This window comes from Kineosporia babensis (assembly GCF_021129305.1).
Lineage (GTDB): Bacteria > Actinomycetota > Actinomycetes > Actinomycetales > Kineosporiaceae > Kineosporia > Kineosporia babensis.
The window spans coordinates 604019-623320 of sequence record NZ_JAJOMB010000003.1 but is presented as its reverse complement, the minus strand read 5'-3'; the positions used below and the strand labels follow the sequence as shown (position 1 = coordinate 623320).

Below are 19302 nucleotides of genomic sequence, written 5' to 3'. Positions count from 1 at the left end.
CCTGACGCCGTTCGAGCGTGGCGGGCGGACTTGTGTGTGCAATCTCCACGCGGCCTGCAGAAGACACCACCGTGCAAAGACTTTCGGCGGATGGGAGGCCCGCATGGCTCGCCCGGATGAACCGTACCCGCCCGGCACGATCATCTGGACCACTCCGGACGGCGCTGCCCACGACAGCCCACCACCATGCCTGCCCGGCATGCCTGGTTGGACTCTGCTCGCCGAAGCAGACGCCCGACGCAGATCTGGATTCGGCTCCGGTGCCAACGCTGCCACCGGAGCCGAGGGGGAACCAGCAACCGGTGCCCAATCCGAAGCCGGTGCCCGATTCGAAGCTGGCGCCGCATCTGAAGCCGGTACCGCATCTGAAGCCGACGCTGTGCCGGAAGCCGATGCTGTGCCGGAGGCTGACACTGTGTCTGAAGCCGACGTTGTGCCTGAAGCCGGCGCGGCACCTGAAGCCGGCGCGGCACCTGAAGCCGGCGCTGCATCTCAAACCAGCTTCAGAGCAGGGGCTGAGCCGCCGATGTCGGCTGCCGAACGCACCGCCCGGCGTACCGAGCGCTGGCAGCGGGACATCGACCGCCAGTTCGATCGCGATCAGGCGCAGGCCAGGCGCCAGGCGCAGAAGCAGAGCCGGAGACTACCTCCGGTGAAGCGGCCGCCCCACGCTCCTTGGGGCGAAAGTACCGGGATAGACGACACCTTGGGGCCTCCGCCGTTCTGATCTGACGTTCTGCCTTGCTGTTCTGGCCCAGGGGGTCCTATTGGTCTGATCCGTGTTCTGGTCCATGCCTTCCGTTGCACCGAGGGCAGGGGCAGGTCGCGTAGGTCCGCTCACGGCTGGCCTACCGGACCGCCGCACTCGCCGCTGCCCTGCTGATTCACCCGGGATCAGGCGATGCGGCGTCCGTGCTCCAGCCGGATCACCAGGTCTGCGGTGTCGATCGATTCGTCGTCGTGAGTGACGCAGGCGACCGCTGCGCCGCGGGCGGCTTCGGCGGCGAGCATGGCGCGGGTGCGCTCGCGGCTGGCGGCGTCGAGACCGGCGGCGGGTTCGTCGAGCAGGAAGATCCGGGCCTGGCGGGCGATGCCCTGGGCCAGTAGAGCGCGTTGGCGTTGACCGCCGGACAGGGCGGCGAAGGGGCGCTCGGCCAGGTCGGCGAGCTGGACCCGGTGCAGCGCCTCCTCGATGTTCTGGCGCCGTTCGGCTTTGCTCAGGCGAGGTTTCCGGTGGCTCTGGGGTGTCCGGGCCTGCCAGGTGCCCATCGTGACCACGTCGCGCACCGTCAGCGGCAGCGAGTCCGGGGCGGCTGGGCGCTGGACCACCAAGGCCACATCCGCGGCGCGTTCGACGGAGCCGGAGCTGGGCGTTCGGACTCCGGCGAGGATCTCGACCAGCGTGGACTTGCCGGCGCCGTTGGGCCCGGCCACAGCGGTGACGCTGCCCCAGGGCAGATCGACATCGATGCCGTGGAGCACAGGAACGTCAGCGAACGAGAAGTGGACGGCCCGGGCTCGGACGGCAGGGTCCTGGCCGGCTGGCTCATGGGTAGCTGAGCCCTGGGTAGCTGAGCCTGCGGCAGTTGAGCCTGGGGCACTTGAGTCCTGGACAGCGGCTGGTTCGGTGGTCACGGTCGGAGTCTACGCGAGAGTGAGAACGATTATCGTTCGTGTGTATAGTGCGGTTGTGCAGTGGTTGACCGATCCGTTCAGCGTGGGCTTCGTCCTGCGGGCCTTCCTGGGTGGTGCCCTCGTCGCGGTGATCTGCGGCGTGGTGGGCACCTGGGTGGTGATCCGCGGCATGGCCTTTCTGGGTGAGGCGATCGGCCACGGCATGCTGCCCGGCGTCGCGCTGGCCACAGTGCTCGGTGCGCCGGTGATGCTCGGCGGCGCGGTCAGCGCGATCACGATGAGTGCCTTGATCGGCGTGCTGCAGCGGCGCGGTCGGCTGTCGTACGACACCAGCATCGGGTTGCTGTTCGTGGGCATGCTCTCGCTCGGGGTGATCATCGTCTCGCACTCGCGCAGCTTCGCCACCGATGCCACGGCCATGCTGTTCGGTGACATCCTGGCGATCGACGAGGCCGACCTGCTGGGTCTGCTGGCCGTGACCGTGGTGGTGATCGCGGTCGCCGTCGGCCTTCACCGGAACTTCGTTGCGGCTGCCTTCGATCCGCGGATCGCGCAGACCCTGGGGTTGCGGCCGCAGCTTGCGCAACTGGCTCTGGTCGGGCTGGTCACGCTGGCCGTGGTCTCCTCGTTCCAGGCGGTCGGCACGTTGCTCGTGGTGGGTCTGCTGCTGGCGCCGGCGGTGGCGGCCGGACCGTGGACCCGGACGATCCCGCTACGCATGCTGCTGGCTACCGCTTTCGGGGTCCTGGCGGTGGTGGCCGGCCTGCTCTGCTCCTGGTATCTGGAGACGGCAGCGGGTGCCTCGATCGCCGCCTCCGCGATCGCCTTGGCCGGGTTCTCGGGCGCAGCGGCTCAGTTGAGCCGCCGCGGGAGAACTGCGCGGCAACCGGCCCAGGAACTTGTCTCCGTTGAACCCGTCTCTGGAAAGTGATCATGTACCGCCGAACCACACGGGCCTCGCTCCTGGCCCTGTCTCTCGTCGTTCTCGCCGGCTGCTCGTCCGGGTCGGCCACCACCGACTCCAAAGCCACGGGCTCTGAAGCTACGGCTGAGAGCAGTTCCGGGGCCGGTCACGGCGCGATTGAGGGTGCAGCCGAAGTTGCCGAACCTCAACTGCATCTGGTCGGCATCGACGCCGAGGGCAAGGCCGCGATGCTTGACCTGCTGAACGGCACGGAAACCAGTCTGAGCAGCGTTGCCCCGGCCGAGAAGGTCAGCACCGACGGCCGTTACGTGTTCGCCGCCGACGAGACCGGCGTGAACATCATCGACAGCGGCGTATGGACGTGGGACCACACCGACCACTTCCACTACTACCGGGCCGAAGCGCGCAGTCTTGAGCGGGTTCCGGGCGAAGGCGTGGCCACGATCTCGACGGGAATGCTGTCCACCGCCGGTGCTACCGGGCTGTTCTTTCCCACATCGGGCGAGGCGGTGCTACTGGACAACAAGTCGCTCTCCGAGGGCAAGATCAACGAGACGCTTCGTCTGAAGGGCACACCTCACGCCGGTCTCATCGCGCCGCTGGGCAAGGGCGCGGTCGTGAGCGAGGCGGAAGCCGGCCAACCGGAGTCCAGCCAGAAGGCGTCCAAGCTGAACGCCGTCGATCCCGAAGGGAAGACGCTCGAATCCATCGACTGCGCCGAACCGGCCGGGACGATCACGACGCGGGTGGCCCTGGTGATCGGCTGTCAGGACGGTGCGGTGCTGGCCACCAGCGAGGGCGAAAAGCCGGTGCTGGAGAAGATTTCGTACCCCGACGAGGGTGGTGCACCGGCCACCCGGTTCGAAGCCCGGAAGGGCCGTCCGACCGTGGCCGGGATCGGTGACGGCAAGGGCATCTGGCTTCTGGACACCCGCGAGCGCAGCTGGGAATGGCTGGAGACCGAGACGCCGGTGGTCGCCGCAACAGCAGTGGACGACGCCGACGAGCACGTGGTTGCGGTGGGGGAGGACGGCACGGTGCAGGTGTACGACGCGCAGTCGGGCAAGCAACTGGCCGCCACCGAACCGCTGCTGGCCGCCACCTTGGCGGACCAGGATCGCGCAGCGAACGTGAGCATCAGCGTGGACGGGCAGCGGGCCTACGTGAACGCCGCTGCAACCGAAGACAACACAGCCGAAGGCAGGGTGTACGAGATCGACTACGCCGACCAGGCCCGGGTGGCCCGGGAACTCGAACTGCCGGTCAAGCCGGTGCACCTCGCGGAGACCGGACGATGAGGCGCAAGTATGCTCCGGCCCTGATCTGCGCGTTCGGTCTGGCTGCGGTGCTGAGCCTGACCGGGTGTTCCCAGATCGGCGGTAAGGATGGCAGCGAAGGCCCGCAGGTGGTCGTCACCACCAACATCCTCGGCGACGTCGTGCAGCAGGTCCTCGGCGACCAGGCCGAGGTGACCACGCTGATGCAGCCCAACGCCGACCCGCACTCGTTCGAGATCTCGGCCCGGCAGGCGGCGGCCATGGACGGCGCCGATCTGGTGGTCTCCAACGGCCTGGGCCTGGAAGAGGGCCTGCAGCAGCACCTCGACCGCGCGGCTGAGGCCGGCGCTCCGATGCTGGTCGCCGGAGACGTGATCGACGTGGTGCCGTACGCGGCCGGTGACGCCGAGGGCAATCCCGATCCGCATTTCTGGACCGATCCGGCCACCATGCTCGACTTCGTCGACGCTCTGGAGGATTCCGCGGCCGAGATCGAAGGGATCGACACCCAGAAGCTGACCACGGGCGCCGAGGCCTATCGCGCAGAACTCAGCCGGCTCGACACCGAGATGACCGAAGCGTTCGAGGCGATTCCCGCCGAGCGGCGCGCCCTCGTCACCAATCATCATGTCTTCGGTTATCTGGCTGATCGTTTCGGATTCCGGGTGATCGGGGCCGTGATTCCCGGTGGGACCACGCTGGCCGCGCCCAGCGCCGCGGACCTGCGTGATCTCAGCTCGGCGATCGAAGAAGCCGCAGTACCGACGATTTTCGCTGAGTCCTCCCAGCCCGACCGGCTGGTGCAGGTGCTCGCGAGCGAAGCGGACATCGACGTGGATGTCGTGGAGCTGTTCACCGAATCCCTGACCGCCCAGGACGGCGGCGCTCCCACCTACCTCGCCATGATGCGCGCCAATACCGAGCGCATCGCCAACGGCTTGTCCCCCTAAAAGAAAGTGAAACCAGAAATGACCTCCACTCGTAACGTGCGTCTGCGTGGCCTGGCGGCCCTGGCCGGCGTCGCGCTGCTGGCCACTGCGTGTGGCTCGGGCAGCTCGACGACCGCCGAGAGCACGCCGGAAGAGACCACCACGAACACCAACACCGAAGGACGGGTGGCCGTTTCCTACGAGGGTGGCATCGCGGTGCTGGACGCGACCTCGCTCCAGGTCGTGGACCAGTTCACCTCCGAGGAGTTCACCCGGCTGAACGCGGCGGGCGACGGCAAGCACGTCTTCGTCACCACCACCAAGGGTTTCCAGCTGCTGGACACGGCCACTCCCGAGCTGACCGACCAGACCTTCGCGGCGACCACCGCCGGCCACGTGGTGCGTCACGGCGGTAAGACCGTGCTTTACGACGACGGCACCGGCAAGACGACGATCCTGGAGACGGCCGACCTCACCAAGGAAGGCCAGAGCTACACCTCGCCGGCCGCGCACCACGGTGTGTCGATCGTGCTGGAGGACGGCACCCTGGTCACCACCGTCGGCGACGAGACCTCGCGCAGCGGCGCGGTGGCGCTGAAGGCGAACGGCACCGAGTGGGAAGAGATCGCCACCAACGACGAGTGCCCCGGCATCCACGGTGAGGGCACCGCGGCCGACGAGGGCGTGATCTTCGGCTGCGAGAACGGCGCCCTGCTGTTCCAGGACGGCAAGTTCGAGAAGTTCACGGCTCCCGACAAGTACGGACGGATGGGTAACGCCTTCGTCTCCGAGACCAGCCCGATCGTGGTCGGCGACTACAAGAACGACCCGGACGCCGAGGGGTACCTGCTCAACGCGGTCACCCTGATCGACACCGCGAAGAAGACCTACGAGGTGGTCGACCTTCCGGAGAACGTGCAGTACACCTTCCGCGACGTGGCCCGGGGGACCGACGATCTGGCCTACATCCTGTCCACCGACGGCTCGATCCACGTGCTCGACCCGGAGGACGGCAAGATCGTCAACGAGTTCCCGGTGATCGACGCCTGGGAAGGCCCGGTCGAGTGGCAGGACGCCCACCCGGCGATCACGGTCAACGGTGACGTTGCCTACGTGACCGAGCCGGCCAAGAAGTCGGTGCACGCCGTCGACCTGAAGACGGGTGAGGTCACCGCGACGGGGACCCTGGACCAGGTGCCGAACGAGATGGCGGTCGCGCTCGGCGCCCACTGACGCTCGGCACCCACTGATCCAACAGCACGCCTCGGCGGGTCCGGCAGCACTTCGGTGCGGCCGGGCCCGCTGTGGTTTGCCGGGGGCCGTTGGGCGACGGTTGTTGCACCGGCCGATCCGGATCTCTTGTCGTCCCGGCGATCGCATGCTTATCCTCCTGACGCACAACTGATATATCAGTCGTCGATCAGAGAGGTGGCGCACCGATGCCCACTCAGACGCTGGGTCGCTCGCTGGCGGAGGCCGATCCGGAAGTGCACGCAGCGATCCAGGCCGAGGTCGGGCGGCAGCGCCAGACCCTGGAGATGATCGCCAGCGAGAACTTCGCGCCGCTGGCCGTGATGGAAGCCCAGGGTTCGGTGCTGACCAACAAGTACGCCGAGGGTTACCCGGGCCGTCGCTACTACGGCGGCTGCGAGCACGTGGACGTGATCGAGCAGCTGGCCATCGACCGGCTGAAGGCGCTGTTCGGTGCCGAGTACGCGAACGTCCAGCCGCACTCGGGCGCCCAGGCCAACGCCGCCGCGATGGCCGCGCTGCTGCAACCCGGCGACACCATCCTCGGGCTGGACCTGGCCCACGGAGGGCACCTGACCCACGGGATGCGGCTGAACTTCTCGGGCAAGCTTTACGACGTCGCGGCCTACCACGTGCGTGAGAGCGACCACCGGGTCGACATGGACGAGGTGGAGCAGTTGGCCCGTGAGCGCCGGCCGAAGCTGATCGTGGCGGGCTGGTCGGCCTACCCCCGGCAGCTGGACTTCGCGCACTTCCGGCGGATCGCCGATGAGGTGGGCGCCTATCTGATGGTGGATATGGCGCACTTCGCCGGGCTGGTCGCGGCCGGGCTGCACCCCAGTCCGGTGCCGCACGCCCACGTGGTCACCAGCACCACGCACAAGACGCTGGGCGGACCGCGCGGCGGCGTGATCCTGGCCGCTCAGGAGCTGGCCAAGAAGTTCAACTCCAGCGTCTTCCCCGGGCAGCAGGGTGGCCCACTGGAGCACGTGATCGCGGCCAAGGCGGTGGCGTTCAAGGTGGCCGCCGAACCCGAGTTCCGGGAACGGCAGGAACGCACGCTTGAGGGTGCGCAGATCCTGGCCGAGAGACTGCTGCAGGAACAAAACGTCGGGGTGGTCTCAGGCGGGACGGACGTCCATTTGGTGTTGGTGGATCTGCGGGACAGCGAGCTGGACGGCAAGCAGGCCGAGGACCGTCTGCACCGGGTCGGCATCACGGTCAACCGCAACGCCGTGCCCTTCGACCCGCGCCCGCCGATGATCAGTTCCGGGGTCCGGATCGGAACCCCGGCCCTGGCCGCCCGCGGCTTCCAGAAACCGCACTTCACCGAGGTCTCCGACGTGATCGCGCTGGCCCTGCGCCCGAACGCCACCGGTGATGATCTGGCCAAGCTGGCCGACCGTACCGCCGCACTCGCCGCTGCCCACCCTCTCTACCCGGAGCTGCAGGCATGACCGAACAACCGCCCGGTGCGCACCTGCCCGAGCACGCCGACTACCTCTGGCGCAACCCCGAGCCGAAGAAGTCCTACGACGTGGTGATCGTGGGTGGGGGCGGGCACGGCCTGGCTACCGCGCACTATCTGGCCAAGAACCACGGCATCACGAATGTCGCCGTGCTGGAGCGTGGTTGGCTGGCCGGCGGCAACATGGCCCGCAACACCACGCTGATCCGGTCGAACTATTTGTGGGACGAGTCGGCGGCGATCTACGAGCATGCGCTCAAGCTCTGGGAGGGCTTGGAGGAGGATCTGGACTACCCGATCCTGTTCTCCCAGCGGGGCGTGCTGAACCTGGCGCACACCGAGCAGGACGTGCGCGACTCGGTGCGCCGGGTGGAGGCCAACAAGCTCAACGGGATCGACGCCGAATGGCTGGGGCCCGACGAGGTGGCCAAGATCTGCCCGATCGTCAACATCTCGGACGACATCCGCTACCCGGTGCAGGGCGCGACCTATCAGCCCCGGGCCGGCATCGCCAAGCACGACTGGGTGGCCTGGGGCTTCGCCCGGCGGGCGGACGAGGCCGGGATCGACCTGATCCAGGACTGCGAGGTCACCGGTTTCGAGACCGACGGCGACAGCGTGACCAAGGTCCGTACTTCCAAGGGCGACATCGCGGCCGGCAAGGTGGTGCTCTGCGCGGCTGGGCACACCAGTGTGCTGCTCGACCAGCTCGGCGTGCGGGCTCCGCTGCAGTCGCACCCGCTGCAGGCCCTGGTCTCCGAGCTGCTGGAGCCGGTGCACCCCACGATCGTGATGTCCAACGCGGTACACGTCTACGTCTCGCAGGCGCACAAGGGCGAGCTGGTGATGGGTGCGGGTGTGGACTCCTACAACGGCTACGGCCAGCGCGGTGCGTTCCACATCATCGAGCGCCAGATGGCCGCCGCGGTTGAGCTTTTCCCGGTGTTCGCCCGGGCGCACCTGTTGCGTTCCTGGGCCGGGATCGTCGACACCACGCCGGATGCCTCGGCGATCGTCGGGCACACGCCGTACGAGAACGTGTACCTCAACTGCGGTTGGGGGACCGGCGGTTTCAAGGCCACCCCGGGCGTGGGCTGGTGCCTGGCCGACACGGTGGCCAACGATCGTCCGCACCCCTACATCGCGCCTTTCAGCCTGGACCGGTTCGTCTCCGGGGCCCTGGTCGACGAGCACGGCGCCGCTGCCGTGGCCCACTGAGCGCACTAAGGAGAACGTGAGATGCAGCTGATCCACTGCCCCTGGTGCGGCCCGCGCGAGGAGGTTGAGTTCCACTACGGGGGACAGGCCCACATCGCCTATCCCGAATATCCGAGCGCACTTTCGGACGAGTCCTGGGCCCACTACGTCTTCTTCCGCGACAACACCAAGGGCGAGTTCGCCGAGCGCTGGAGCCACAGCAGCGGGTGCCGGCGCTGGTTCAACGCGGTCCGGGACACCCGCACCTACACGTTCCTGAAGACCTACAAGATCGGCGAGGTGGCCCAGTGAGCTCAGAACGGGTGGACGGGTCCAGCCGGGTAGACGGGTACGGTCGCCTCGACCGGTCGCGCACCTTGCGTTTCACTTTCGACGGGCAGCCGTACACCGGGCACCCGGGCGACACGATCGCCTCGGCTCTCCTGGCCAACGGCGTGGTGGTTCTCGGCAGCAGCGTGAAACTCGGCCGGTCGCGCGGAATCAGCGCTTCCTGGACCGAGGACGCGACCGGCCTGATCCAGATCGAGGAGCCGTTCCCTGAGCCGATGCTGCTGGCCTCTGCGGTCGAGTTGGTGGACGGCATGGTGGTGCGCGGCCTGAACGGGCAGGGGCGTCTGGCCGAGGTGCCCGACGCCGCGCGCTACGACCGGCGTCATCACCACGTGGACACTCTGGTGGTCGGAGCCGGCCCGGCCGGGTTGCGAGCTGCGCTGGCGGCCGCGCGGCGTGGTGAACGGGTCGCACTGATCGACGACCGTCCGGAAGCCGGGGGTTCGCTGACCGGATCCGAAACCATCGACGGACGTTCGTCGCGCCATTTCGTGGCATCGGTGCTCGCCGATCTGGCTGAGTACCCGGACGTGTTGCACCTGCAGCGAACCACCGCTTTCGGGCACTACGACGACGGTTTCGTTCTGGCCCTGGAACGCCGTACCGATCACCTGCCCGCCACCGAGGCCGGAAACCGATCCCGTCAGCGGGTTCACCGGATTCGTGCGCAACGGGTGGTGGTCGCGACCGGCGCCCACGAGCGTCCCATAGTTTTTGCTGACAACGACCGCCCTGGCATCATGCTCGCCGCCTCGGCCCGGGACTTCCTGCACCGCTACGGTGTTCTGGTCGGGCGCGAGGTCGTCCTGTTCACCTCGCACGACGGCGCTTACGACACGGCTCGTGACCTGGCTGCCGCCGGTGCCTCGGTGACCGTGGTCGAGGCTCGACCGCAAGGCCCAGCACTGGAGGGTGTTCGGGCCATTCCTGGAGCACGAGTCATTCCTGGAGCACGGGTCATCTCGACGTTGGCCGACCAGGAACACCAGGACGGCCGGATCGGCGCGGCGGTGGTGATCGACGCGGAAGGCCACGAGTTCTTCGTCAACTGCGACGCGCTGCTGCTGAGCGGCGGCTGGAACCCGACCGCGCACCTGTTCAGTCATGTGCGCGGCGCCTTGGCCTACGACTCTCAGCTCGGAGCGTTCAAGCCGGCGCAGAGCGTGCCTGGTACTGAGGTCGTCGGCGCTGCCGCAGGCGAAGGAATTCAGCCGGGTCTGGTGATCTGGCGGGTTCCGGGGCCGCGGGAGCGTCAGTTCGTCGATGTGCAGCGGGATTCCACCGTCGCCGACATTGCCCGCGCGGTCGGGGCCGGCCTGCGCTCGGTCGAGCACGTCAAGCGTTACACCACCATCGGTACCGCGCACGACCAGGGCAAGACGTCGGGGATGATCGCGGCCGGCATCACCGCGGAGCTGATGAACCGCCCGATCGAGGAGCTGGGCACCACCACGTTTCGCCCTCCGTACGTTCCGGTCGCCTTCGCGGCACTGGCCGGACGGGAACGCGGCGAGTTGTTCGATCCGGCGCGCAAGACCGCGCTGCACGAGTGGCACGTCAAGGCCGGTGCGGTGTTCGAGGACGTCGGACAGTGGAAGCGCGCCCGGCACTACCCGAAGCCCGGCGAAGACATGGAAGCCGCTGTCCTTCGGGAGTGTGCTGCGGTACGAACCGGAGTGGGCATCCTGGACGGCTCCACCCTGGGCAAGATCGACGTGCAGGGCCCGGACGCACCGGCGCTGCTCGACCTGATGTACACGAACATGATGAGCAGCCTCAAGGTCGGCTCGGTGCGCTACGGCGTGATGTGCGGTGTGGACGGCATGGTGATCGACGACGGCACGGTGGTCCGGCTGGCCGAGGACCGCTACATGGTGATCACCACCACCGGCGGCGCGGCCAAGATCCTGGACTGGATGGAGGAATGGGTCCAGACCGAATGGCCGCACCTGAAGGTGAAACTGGCTTCGGTGACCGAGCAGTGGGCAGTGTTCCCGGTGGTCGGGCCGCGCTCGCGCGAGGTGATCGGGGAGGTGTTCGGCGACCTCGACGTCTCCAACGAGGCATTCGGGTTCATGACCTGGCGGGACACCGAGCTCGGGGGAGTACCGGTGCGCCTGGCCCGGATCAGCTTCTCCGGCGAGCTGGCCTACGAGGTCAACGTCAACGCCTGGTATGCCGAGGCGGTCTGGCTGAAGCTGCTGGAGGCCGGCGCGAAGCACAACATCACACCGTACGGCACCGAGACCATGCACGTCCTGCGGGCCGAAAAGGGTTACCCGATCATTGGTCAGGACACCGACGGCACGGTCACCCCGCAGGATCTGGGCATGGGCTGGGCAGTTTCCAAGAAGAAGCCCGACTTCGTGGGCAAGCGCTCGTTCGCCCGCGCCGAGAACCAGAACCCCCTGCGCAAGCAGCTGGTAGGGCTGCTGCCCACCGACGAGTCCACGAAACTTCCCGAGGGATCGCAGATCGTGGAGTTCGCGGCCGACGGTGTGCTGCCCGCCCCACCCGTACCCATGCTGGGCCACGTGACCTCCAGCTACCGCAGTGCGGCGCTCGGACGTCCGTTCGCTCTGGCTCTTCTGAAGGGCGGCCGCGAGCGGATCGGCGACGTGGTGCACGTCCCGGTCGGTGAGCAACTCGTTGCCGCGCAGATCACTTCAGCCGTTCTGGTCGACCCCGAAGGAGCCCGGCGTGATGGCTAGAACACTCCAGCGGTCCCACCCCCTGCAGTCTTACGAGAGTGCCTTTGCTGCTCTGCCTGAGGGGATTTCGGTCAAGGCCGAGCCTTACCTGTCGATGACCGATCTCCGGCTGCCTGAGGACGTCGATGGTCCGCTCGGTAAGGCACTGCCCCGGGAACCGGGTGGCTGGGTATCGACCGCGGACGGGTTGATCGTCTGGCTCGGCCCGGACGAGTGGCTGGTGCTGAGCGGCAGTCGCGGCCCGGGCGAGCTCGAGGCCGATCTGCGCGACCTGGCCCGGCCGAACCAGGGCTCGGCGGTGGATGTCTCGGCCCAGCGGATCAGTCTGCGGGTGCGCGGCCGGCATGCTCGGGACCTGCTCTCCGGCGGTTGCTCGATCGACCTGCACCCGTCGGTCTTCCAGAACGGCCGGTCTGCCCAGACCACGCTCGGCCTGACCGGTGTCGTCCTGCTCGCCCTGGGGGCCGACGGTGACGATTTCCGGATCCTCGTGCGATCGTCCTTTGCTGGATACCTGGCCGAGTGGCTGGTAGACGCGGCGACCGAATACCGGTGACCATCTCCGTCTTCGACCTTTTCAAGGTCGGCATCGGGCCGTCGAGTTCACATACCGTCGGCCCGATGCGGGCGGCCTTCCTTTTCGTGTCCCGGCTGGATTCGGCCGGTCTGCTGGAGCGCACGGCAACGGTACGCTGCGAGCTGTTCGGATCGCTGGGCGCCACCGGTCACGGGCATGGCTCGGTCAAGGCGGTCGTGCTCGGGCTGGCCGGGGAGCAGCCGCATCTGGTCGATCCGGTGGCGGCCGATCCGATGGTGCAGACCGTGGTCGATGAAGGACGTCTGCGGCTGGCCGGGGAACACGAGGTGGCTTTCTCGGTGGCTGACGATGTGGTGCTGCACCGGCGCCGGAAGCTGGACTTTCATGCCAACGGGATGGTTTTCGAGGCCAAGGACGATTCCGGTCAGGTTCTCGAGAGGCGTGAGTACTACTCCGTAGGTGGCGGTTTCGTGCTGGACGAGGACGAGGCCGGACGTCCGGTGCTGCGCGAGGACCGTACGCCGGTGAAGTACCCGTTCAGCACGGCTGATGAGTTGCTGGCGCTGGCTGCGAGTACCGGGCTGCGGATCAGTGACATCATGATGGCCAACGAAACCGCCTGGCGCAGTGAGCAGGAGATCCGTTCTGATCTGTTGCACATCTGGCTGGTGATGCGGGAATGCGTGGCCAACGGCTCGCATACCGACGGCGTGCTGCCCGGTGGTCTGAAGGTGCGGCGGCGGGCGGCCCGGCTGCGCCAGCGTCTGGAAGCCGACCGCAGTGAGCCGGATGCGCTGCATGCGATGGAATGGGTCACGCTGTACGCCTTGGCCGTCAACGAAGAGAACGCCGCGGGCGGAAGAGTGGTCACGGCGCCGACGAACGGTGCGGCCGGAATCGTGCCCGCTGTCATGCATTACGGGGACAGGTTCCTGCCTGACTTCGATGACGATGCCGTGGTGCGGTTCTTGCTGGCGGCCGCGGCGGTCGGGCTGCTGTTCAAGGAGAACGCCTCGATCTCGGGGGCCGAGGTGGGCTGTCAGGGCGAGGTCGGATCGGCGTGTGCGATGGCTGCGGCCGGCCTGGCCGAGATCCTCGGGGGCACACCGGAACAGGTGGAGAACGCGGCCGAGATCGGGATCGAGCACAACCTCGGCCTGACCTGTGACCCGGTCGGCGGTCTGGTCCAGATCCCGTGCATCGAGCGCAATGCCGTTGCCTCGGTCAAGGCGATCACCGCAGCCCGGATGGCGGTGCGCGGCGACGGGATCCACCACGTCTCGCTGGACAAGGCGATCAAGACGATGCGTGAGACCGGCGCGGACATGAAGGACAAGTACAAGGAGACCGCCCGCGGTGGGCTGGCTCTCAACGTCGTGGAGTGCTGAGGAGTTCTTCGTGTCTTACACCCTGACGCTGTCCTGCCCGAACCGGGCGGGGATCGTGCGCGCCGTGAGTTCCTACCTGTTCGAGCACGGCCTGGACATCGGCGAGTACCAGCAGTTCGACGACGCCGGGCAGGACCGGCTGCATCTGCGGGCGCAGTTCTCCGGGGCGGACGGAACGTCGGCCGAGAAACTGGCGGACGGTTTCGCTCCGGTGGCCGCCGAGTTCGGTATGACGTACGAGTTCTCGTCCGGCCGTCCGGTGCGGGTCCTGGTAATGGTCTCCCAGCTCGGGCACTGCCTGAACGACCTGATCTTCCGCTGGCGGGCGGGCAGCCTGGGCGCCGAGATCGTGGCGGTGGTGTCCAACCACGAAACCCTGCGCCCGATGGCCGAAGCGGCCGGCCTGCCGTTCGTCCACGTCCCGATCACCCCCGACACCAAGCCGCAGGCCGAGGCCCGGTTGCTGGAACTGGTAGCGGAGTTCGACGCCGAGCTGGTGGTGCTGGCCCGCTACATGCAGGTGCTGTCCGACCGGACCTGCCGGGTGCTGCACGGCCGGGCGATCAACATCCACCACTCGTTCCTGCCCAGTTTCAAGGGCGCCAAGCCCTACCACCAGGCCTGGGACCGCGGGGTGAAGCTCGTCGGGGCCACCGCCCACTACGTGACGCCCGATCTGGACGAGGGCCCGATCATCGAGCAGGAGGTGATCCGGATCGACCACACCCACGACCCGCGGGCGCTGCAGACCATCGGGCGTGACGCCGAGGCGCTGGCCCTGTCGCGAGCGGTGCGCTGGCACGCCGAACGCCGGATCCTGCTCGAAGGCCACCGCACCATCGTGTTCCGCTGATGCTCCCGCTCCGGCTGATCGACTCCTCCAATACCATTGACAGCGTGACCTCCATCCGCCTGCTGAGCACCGACGAAGTCCCGGCCTCGCTGGCCGACCAGGCGTATCTGGCCCTGCGCGACCAGCTGATCATGCTGCAGATCCAGCCCGGTGACCCGATCGACGACGTGCAGGTGGCCAAGACCCTGGGGGTGGGGCGTACCCCGGTGCGGGAGGCCCTGAAGCGGCTGGAGGGCGACCGGCTGGTGATCTCCTACCCCCGCCGGGGCACCTTCGCCACCAACGTGGACATCGCCGATCTGGCCCACGTCTCGGAGATCCGCGCCAACCTGGAGCCGCTGGCCGCCCGCCGGGCCACCGAGCGGGCCGATGCCGCGGTGCGGGCCGAGCTGACCGAGCTGGCCGACCGCACCCAGCAGCTGGACATGGTCGGCACCGCCCGGACCGAGCTGATGCGCTGGGACCTGAACGTGCACCGGACGATCTACCGGGCCACCTTCAACCCGCACCTGGAAGACGTGCTGATCCGCTACGACAACCTGGCCACCCGGATCCACTGCGTGTTCCTGGACCGGCTCACGGCGATGGACATGCACACCATCGCCGAGCACGTGGCCCTGCTGCGGGCGATGGCCACCGGCCAGGCCGACGAGGCCGAGCGGCTGGCTCTGGAGCACGTGCTGGGTTTCGAGCGGGCGGTGCGGGCGGTCATCTGACCGGCGGTGTTGCTGCCTCGGTTACTCGGAGCGCTGGAAGTGCCAGTTGATCACCAGTGGGGTGTGCCAGGCCGCGTCCCGCGCCTGCGGTATCAGGCCCAGGAGCGACCACGGCCACTCGCGCCAGAGACCGAGTTCTCTCAGGTCCGGTTCGGCCGACGGCACGGACTGGGCTGAGACCGCTGTCGGTTCTTCGCAGGCGCGCACCTGCAGTCCGTGGCTCAGCGCGGCGCGCAGGTAGTCGCCGGTCAGGTGCCGGTACGTGGGCACCAGGCCGGGCTCGCCACCCGGACCGAGGGCAGCGATGACCGAGCCACGGAACACCTGTTCATGGTGCACGTCGGAGATGATCAGGTGGCCCCCGGGGCGCAGCACCCGATGGAACTCGGCCATCACCTCCGGGAGCGACCGGACGTGCGAGAGGGCCAGCGTGCAGACTGCGAGATCAGCGCTTTCGGCGGGTACCGGTAGCCGGCTCAGGTCACCGAGAACGAATTCGGCGGTGGGCACCCGGCGGCGGGCCTGCGCCAGCATGCCCTCGTTGCCGTCGATCCCGGTGACCTGATGGCCGCGCTGCACCAGTCCTTCGGCGAAACGACCGGTGCCGCAGGCCACGTCCAGGGCCGGGCCCGGAGGCAGATTGTCGACGATTCCGTAGACGAAGGGTTCGTCGAGTTCGAAGAGCCGGTTCGGGCCGTCGTAGACCGGCGCCCACTGCCGGTACCCGTCCTCCAGGCTGCCCCGGGCCACCGAAACCCCTGGATGCCCGGCCAGAGCCGGTTCATCCAGCAACCGCCGGACCTCGTTCAGCCGCTCGCGCGTGAACTTCTCGTCGTAGTCACCGGCCCAGCCCCGCAGCAGGGCCAGGCCCTCCAGTCCGAGCAGATAGGCCAGGGGGTGTTGGAAGATCGGATCGTCCATGTCTGTGAACCTACCCACCGGACAGGTGAATTGCTACGGATTATGGGCCTTTTCTAGGCCGGGAACCAGCCGTCGACCTCGGCCTGGTTCTCGGTGATCCAGGCCTTGACCGCGGTCTGCTCGTTGCCCTGGCCAGCCTCCTGGTTGCGTTCCATGATCTCGCCCAGCTGCGCCGGGGTGAGCTTGAAACCCTTGAACCATTCGGTCAGTTCGGGATTGTTGGCGCCGAAACCCTTGGTGGCGATGACCGAGAGCTCGTCGGGCTCGCCGAAGGCCGCGTCCGGGTCCTCCAAGGCCTTGATCGGGTAGCGGCTGAACGCCCAGTGCGGTTCCCAGAGCGTCACCGCGATCGCCTGCTTGCGCTTGATCGCGGTCTCCAGCGCGGCCAGCATGGCCGGGCTGCTGCCTTCGACCAGGGTGAACTGGTCCAGACCGTAGGCCGGCATGACCTGTTCGCGGGTGGCGGTCATCAGCCCACCGCCGGCCTCGACCCCGACGATGCGGTCGCCGAACTCGCCGGCGTTGCCCTTCAGGTCGGCCAGGGAGCTGACGCTGACGTAGTCGGGCACGGCGAGCACGTTCACGCCGGAGCTCCACACCGACAGCACTTCCAGATCGTCCTTGAACCGGTCCCAGTAGGCCTGGTGAGTGGTGGGCAGCCAGGCGTCCAGGTACATGTCGATCTGGCCGTTGGCCACGCCGGTGAACACCGCCGCGATCTCCAGCTCCTGGATCCGGACCGAGTAGCCGCGTTGCTCCAGAAGCTCTTTCCAGAGGTAGGTCACGGCGATCGCGTCGTCCCAGCCCGCCACCAGAGCCAGGCTGACCGACTTGCCGCCGTCGTCGTCCCCGCTTCCGCCGGAGTCGCCGCCTCCGGAACCGCCACTGAACTTGGCGGTCTGGCCGCTGCAGGCGCTGACCGTGCCGAGCGCCCCGGCCGCCAGGCCGAGCAGAAGCGCCTGACGGCGCGAGACAGCGTTCATCGGACCAGTTCCTTCTTCGTGTCGGTCACGTCGAGGACCGGCGTGCTGGTGGCGGCCGGCGTGCTGAGCCGGGTGGTACGCCGGCGGCGTCGGGGAGCGGCGAGCGCGGTGCTGAGCCGGTCGATGTAGATGGCCAGCAGGACCACCGCCAGACCGCCCTCGAAACCGGCACCCACGTCGAGGGTGCTGATCCCGCGGACCACGACCGAGCCCAGGCCGTCGGCGCCGACCATGCCGGCGATGACCACCATCGACAGGGCCAGCATGATGGTCTGGTTGATCCCGGCCATGATCGAGGGCATGGCCAGCGGAACCTGCACCTCGCGCAGGATCTTGGCCGGTCTGGCGCCGAAAGCGTGCGCGGCCTCGACCACTTCGCCGTCCACGTTGCGGATGCCGAGCTCGGTCAGGCGAACGGCCGGCGGGATGGCGAACACGATGGTCGCGACCACACCGGGGACCACACCGACGCCGAAGAAGAACACGGCCGGGATCAGGTAGACGAACACCGGCAGGGTCTGCATCAGGTCGAGCAGGGGCCGGACCACGCTGCTGACGTCGCGCCGGCGGGATGCCCAGATGCCCAGCGGGATGCCGACGAGCACGGCGATCCCGGCAGCGACCACCACCACGGCCAGAGTCTGCATGGCCTGGATCCACAGGTCCATGGCCTGGATCAGGATGAAGGCGGCGAGTGCGAACAGTGCCAGGCCGGGCTTGCGGACCAGCAGGGCCAGGCCCACGAAGACCGCGGTGACCACGAATGCGTGCGGGGCGGTGAGGACTGCCAGCACGGTGTTGAGCAGGAACAGCATGACGTCGGTGATCGCGTCGAAGAGCGGGCCGAGGTGCTCGGTGAGCCAGTCGACGCTGTCGCTGACCGGGGCGCCGAGGTCGATGGTGGGGATCTCAGGCATGGCTGTCCTTCCGGTCGGCGTCGCTTCCCTCGGGGGACCCGGGGGCGGCGAGCGCTTCGAGCAGGGTGGCGCGGGGGACCACCCCGATCAGGCGCTGCTCGGAGTCGATCACCCCCAGCGGGACGACGTGGTGGCCGACCAGAGAACACAGGTCGTTGAGCGGGGCGTCGGCGGCAACGGTCAGGTACTCGTCGCTCAGGCAGCCCTCGAGAGTGGTCCGGGACCGGCCGATCGCGGCGGCCAGCTGCTCGGCGTGGGCCACCCCGGCGACCTGGCCCCTGGAGTCGAGTACGTACACGCCCAGGCCCTCGACGTTGCTCACCCGCCGCAGCACGTCCTGCGGGCTGTCGGTGAGCCGCGCGGTGAGCAGAGGCTCGCGCATCACGGTCTCGGCGGTGATCACCCGGGAGCGGTCCACGTCGGCGATGAACTCCGAGACGTAGCTGTCGGCCGGGGAGCTCAGGATCTCCTGGGCGGTGCCGAGCTGGACCACCTGGCCGTCGCGCATGATCATGATCCGGTCGCCCAGCCGCATCGCCTCGTTCAGGTCGTGGGTGACGAAGACGACCGTGCGGTTCAGGTCGCGCTGCAGGGTCAGCAGCAGGTCCTGCATCTCCCGGCGGATCAGCGGGTCCAGGGCGCTGAACGGCTCGTCCATCAGCAGGATGTCGGCGTCCGAGGCCAGGGCCCGGGCGAGGCCCACCCGCTGGCGCATCCCGCCGGAGAGCTCGCCGGGCAGAGCCTCGTCCCAGTCGCTCAGGCCCACGGTGCGCAGCGCCCAGTCGACTCGCTCGGCCTGCTCGGCGGGGGAGGTGCCGCGCACGTGCAGGGCGTAGCCGGCGTTCTCCCGCACGGTGCGGTGCGGGAAGAGAGCGAAGTGCTGGAACACCATGTTGACCGTGCGATTGCGCAGGGTGCGCAGTTCCTCGTCGCGCAGCGAGGCGACGTCCCGGCCGTTCACCGACAGCTGCCCCGAGGTGGGCTCGACCAGCCGGTTGAGCATCCGCAGCACGGTCGACTTGCCGGACCCGGACAGGCCCATGATCACGAAGAACTCGCCCGGCCGGACGTCGAAACTGACATTGTTCGCGGCGGCTCGCTGCGTGCCGCCGTAGACCTTGGTCAGGCCGGTGACCCGGATCGCGGTGGGGTCGGCCGGCGGGGTCGGGCTCGGGGGCGCCTGCTGTGTGGTCATGCCCATCTCTCTTCGTCGAGCGGGTGTGGCGGTCAGTAGATTTCAGT

The 19302-nt window shown here is 68.2% G+C and carries 17 protein-coding genes; 12 read left to right on the top strand and 5 right to left on the bottom strand.

All coding sequences use genetic code 11. From position 1 onward, the window contains the following. Positions 1–894: 894 nt before the first annotated feature. Positions 895–1635 (bottom strand): zinc ABC transporter ATP-binding protein AztA, encoded by a 741-nt coding sequence (gene aztA / locus LR394_RS08985; RefSeq protein WP_231440206.1) that lies wholly within the window; start codon positions 1633–1635, stop codon positions 895–897. 55 nt (positions 1636–1690) lie between these two features. Here aztA and aztB point away from each other — a divergent pair, with 55 nt between their 5' ends. The 12 genes from aztB (at position 1691) to LR394_RS08925 (ending at position 15239) form a co-directional block, all read left to right on the top strand. Then, positions 1691–2566 carry a zinc ABC transporter permease AztB gene (gene aztB, locus LR394_RS08980; RefSeq protein ID WP_231440205.1) on the top strand — a complete coding sequence of 292 codons (876 nt, stop codon included), beginning with the start codon at positions 1691–1693 and terminating at the stop codon, positions 2564–2566. A 2-nt stretch (positions 2567–2568) separates the two neighbouring features. Next, positions 2569–3858, top strand: coding sequence for a hypothetical protein (locus tag LR394_RS08975; protein ID WP_231440204.1), 1290 nt, complete (start codon positions 2569–2571; stop codon positions 3856–3858). Continuing rightward, positions 3855–4787, top strand: a complete 933-nt coding sequence (aztC, locus tag LR394_RS08970) for a zinc ABC transporter substrate-binding protein AztC (RefSeq protein WP_231440203.1) — start codon at positions 3855–3857, stop codon at positions 4785–4787. Before LR394_RS08975 ends, aztC begins: the two co-directional genes overlap by 4 nt. Before the next feature lie 18 nt (positions 4788–4805). Continuing rightward, the gene (gene aztD, locus LR394_RS08965) at positions 4806–5999 is read left to right on the top strand and encodes a zinc metallochaperone AztD (protein ID WP_231440202.1); all 1194 of its coding nucleotides are present in this window, start codon (positions 4806–4808) and stop codon (positions 5997–5999) included. A 206-nt stretch (positions 6000–6205) separates the two neighbouring features. Continuing rightward, on the top strand, positions 6206–7474 hold the full coding sequence (gene glyA, locus LR394_RS08960) for a serine hydroxymethyltransferase (protein ID WP_231440201.1): 1269 nt from the start codon (positions 6206–6208) through the stop codon (positions 7472–7474). Further along, complete coding sequence (locus LR394_RS08955) at positions 7471–8703, top strand: sarcosine oxidase subunit beta family protein (RefSeq protein ID WP_231440200.1); 1233 nt, start codon at positions 7471–7473, stop codon at positions 8701–8703. Before glyA ends, LR394_RS08955 begins: the two co-directional genes overlap by 4 nt. 21 nt (positions 8704–8724) lie before the next feature. After that, positions 8725–8994 carry a sarcosine oxidase subunit delta gene (locus LR394_RS08950; protein ID WP_231440199.1) on the top strand — a complete coding sequence of 90 codons (270 nt, stop codon included), beginning with the start codon at positions 8725–8727 and terminating at the stop codon, positions 8992–8994. Positions 8995–9005: 11 nt separating this feature from the next. Beyond that, positions 9006–11744 carry a 2Fe-2S iron-sulfur cluster-binding protein gene (locus LR394_RS08945; protein WP_407937009.1) on the top strand — a complete coding sequence of 913 codons (2739 nt, stop codon included), beginning with the start codon at positions 9006–9008 and terminating at the stop codon, positions 11742–11744. Continuing rightward, complete coding sequence (locus tag LR394_RS08940) at positions 11737–12300, top strand: sarcosine oxidase subunit gamma (protein WP_231440197.1); 564 nt, start codon at positions 11737–11739, stop codon at positions 12298–12300. The genes LR394_RS08945 and LR394_RS08940 overlap by 8 nt, the downstream gene beginning before the upstream one ends. Next, the gene (locus LR394_RS08935; protein WP_231440196.1) at positions 12297–13670 is read left to right on the top strand and encodes an L-serine ammonia-lyase; all 1374 of its coding nucleotides are present in this window, start codon (positions 12297–12299) and stop codon (positions 13668–13670) included. Before LR394_RS08940 ends, LR394_RS08935 begins: the two co-directional genes overlap by 4 nt. Before the next feature lie 10 nt (positions 13671–13680). Next, positions 13681–14523, top strand: coding sequence for a formyltetrahydrofolate deformylase (gene purU, locus LR394_RS08930; RefSeq protein WP_231440195.1), 843 nt, complete (start codon positions 13681–13683; stop codon positions 14521–14523). 44 nt (positions 14524–14567) lie between these two features. Next, on the top strand, positions 14568–15239 hold the full coding sequence (locus LR394_RS08925; protein WP_231440194.1) for a GntR family transcriptional regulator: 672 nt from the start codon (positions 14568–14570) through the stop codon (positions 15237–15239). A gap of 21 nt (positions 15240–15260) precedes the next feature. Here LR394_RS08925 and LR394_RS08920 read toward each other — a convergent pair whose 3' ends face one another. The 4 genes from LR394_RS08920 to LR394_RS08905 are packed head-to-tail and all read right to left on the bottom strand — an operon-like array spanning position 15261 to position 19255. Then, on the bottom strand, positions 15261–16160 hold the full coding sequence (locus tag LR394_RS08920) for a class I SAM-dependent methyltransferase (protein ID WP_231440193.1): 900 nt from the start codon (positions 16158–16160) through the stop codon (positions 15261–15263). Positions 16161–16213: 53 nt separating this feature from the next. Further along, the gene (locus LR394_RS08915) at positions 16214–17143 is read right to left on the bottom strand and encodes a glycine betaine ABC transporter substrate-binding protein (RefSeq protein ID WP_231440192.1); all 930 of its coding nucleotides are present in this window, start codon (positions 17141–17143) and stop codon (positions 16214–16216) included. Further along, positions 17140–18060 (bottom strand): ABC transporter permease, encoded by a 921-nt coding sequence (locus LR394_RS08910; protein WP_231440191.1) that lies wholly within the window; start codon positions 18058–18060, stop codon positions 17140–17142. The genes LR394_RS08915 and LR394_RS08910 overlap by 4 nt, the downstream gene beginning before the upstream one ends. Beyond that, positions 18053–19255, bottom strand: coding sequence for a quaternary amine ABC transporter ATP-binding protein (locus LR394_RS08905; protein ID WP_231440190.1), 1203 nt, complete (start codon positions 19253–19255; stop codon positions 18053–18055). Before LR394_RS08905 ends, LR394_RS08910 begins: the two co-directional genes overlap by 8 nt. Between the last annotated feature and the right edge of the window lie 47 nt (positions 19256–19302).

Excerpts from the sequence above, each read along its gene's own strand:
- LR394_RS08975 (WP_231440204.1), top strand. The coding sequence starts at position 2,569 with ATGTACCGCCGAACCACACGGGCCTCGCTCCTGGCCCTGTCTCTCGTC.
- aztC (WP_231440203.1), top strand. The coding sequence starts at position 3,855 with ATGAGGCGCAAGTATGCTCCGGCCCTGATCTGCGCGTTCGGTCTGGCT.
- aztD (WP_231440202.1), top strand. The coding sequence starts at position 4,806 with ATGACCTCCACTCGTAACGTGCGTCTGCGTGGCCTGGCGGCCCTGGCC.
- glyA (WP_231440201.1), top strand. The coding sequence starts at position 6,206 with ATGCCCACTCAGACGCTGGGTCGCTCGCTGGCGGAGGCCGATCCGGAA.
- LR394_RS08955 (WP_231440200.1), top strand. The coding sequence starts at position 7,471 with ATGACCGAACAACCGCCCGGTGCGCACCTGCCCGAGCACGCCGACTAC.
- LR394_RS08950 (WP_231440199.1), top strand. The coding sequence starts at position 8,725 with ATGCAGCTGATCCACTGCCCCTGGTGCGGCCCGCGCGAGGAGGTTGAG.
- LR394_RS08940 (WP_231440197.1), top strand. The coding sequence starts at position 11,737 with ATGGCTAGAACACTCCAGCGGTCCCACCCCCTGCAGTCTTACGAGAGT.
- LR394_RS08920 (WP_231440193.1), bottom strand. The coding sequence starts at position 16,160 with ATGGACGATCCGATCTTCCAACACCCCCTGGCCTATCTGCTCGGACTG.
- LR394_RS08915 (WP_231440192.1), bottom strand. The coding sequence starts at position 17,143 with ATGAACGCTGTCTCGCGCCGTCAGGCGCTTCTGCTCGGCCTGGCGGCC.
- LR394_RS08910 (WP_231440191.1), bottom strand. The coding sequence starts at position 18,060 with ATGCCTGAGATCCCCACCATCGACCTCGGCGCCCCGGTCAGCGACAGC.
- LR394_RS08905 (WP_231440190.1), bottom strand. The coding sequence starts at position 19,255 with ATGACCACACAGCAGGCGCCCCCGAGCCCGACCCCGCCGGCCGACCCC.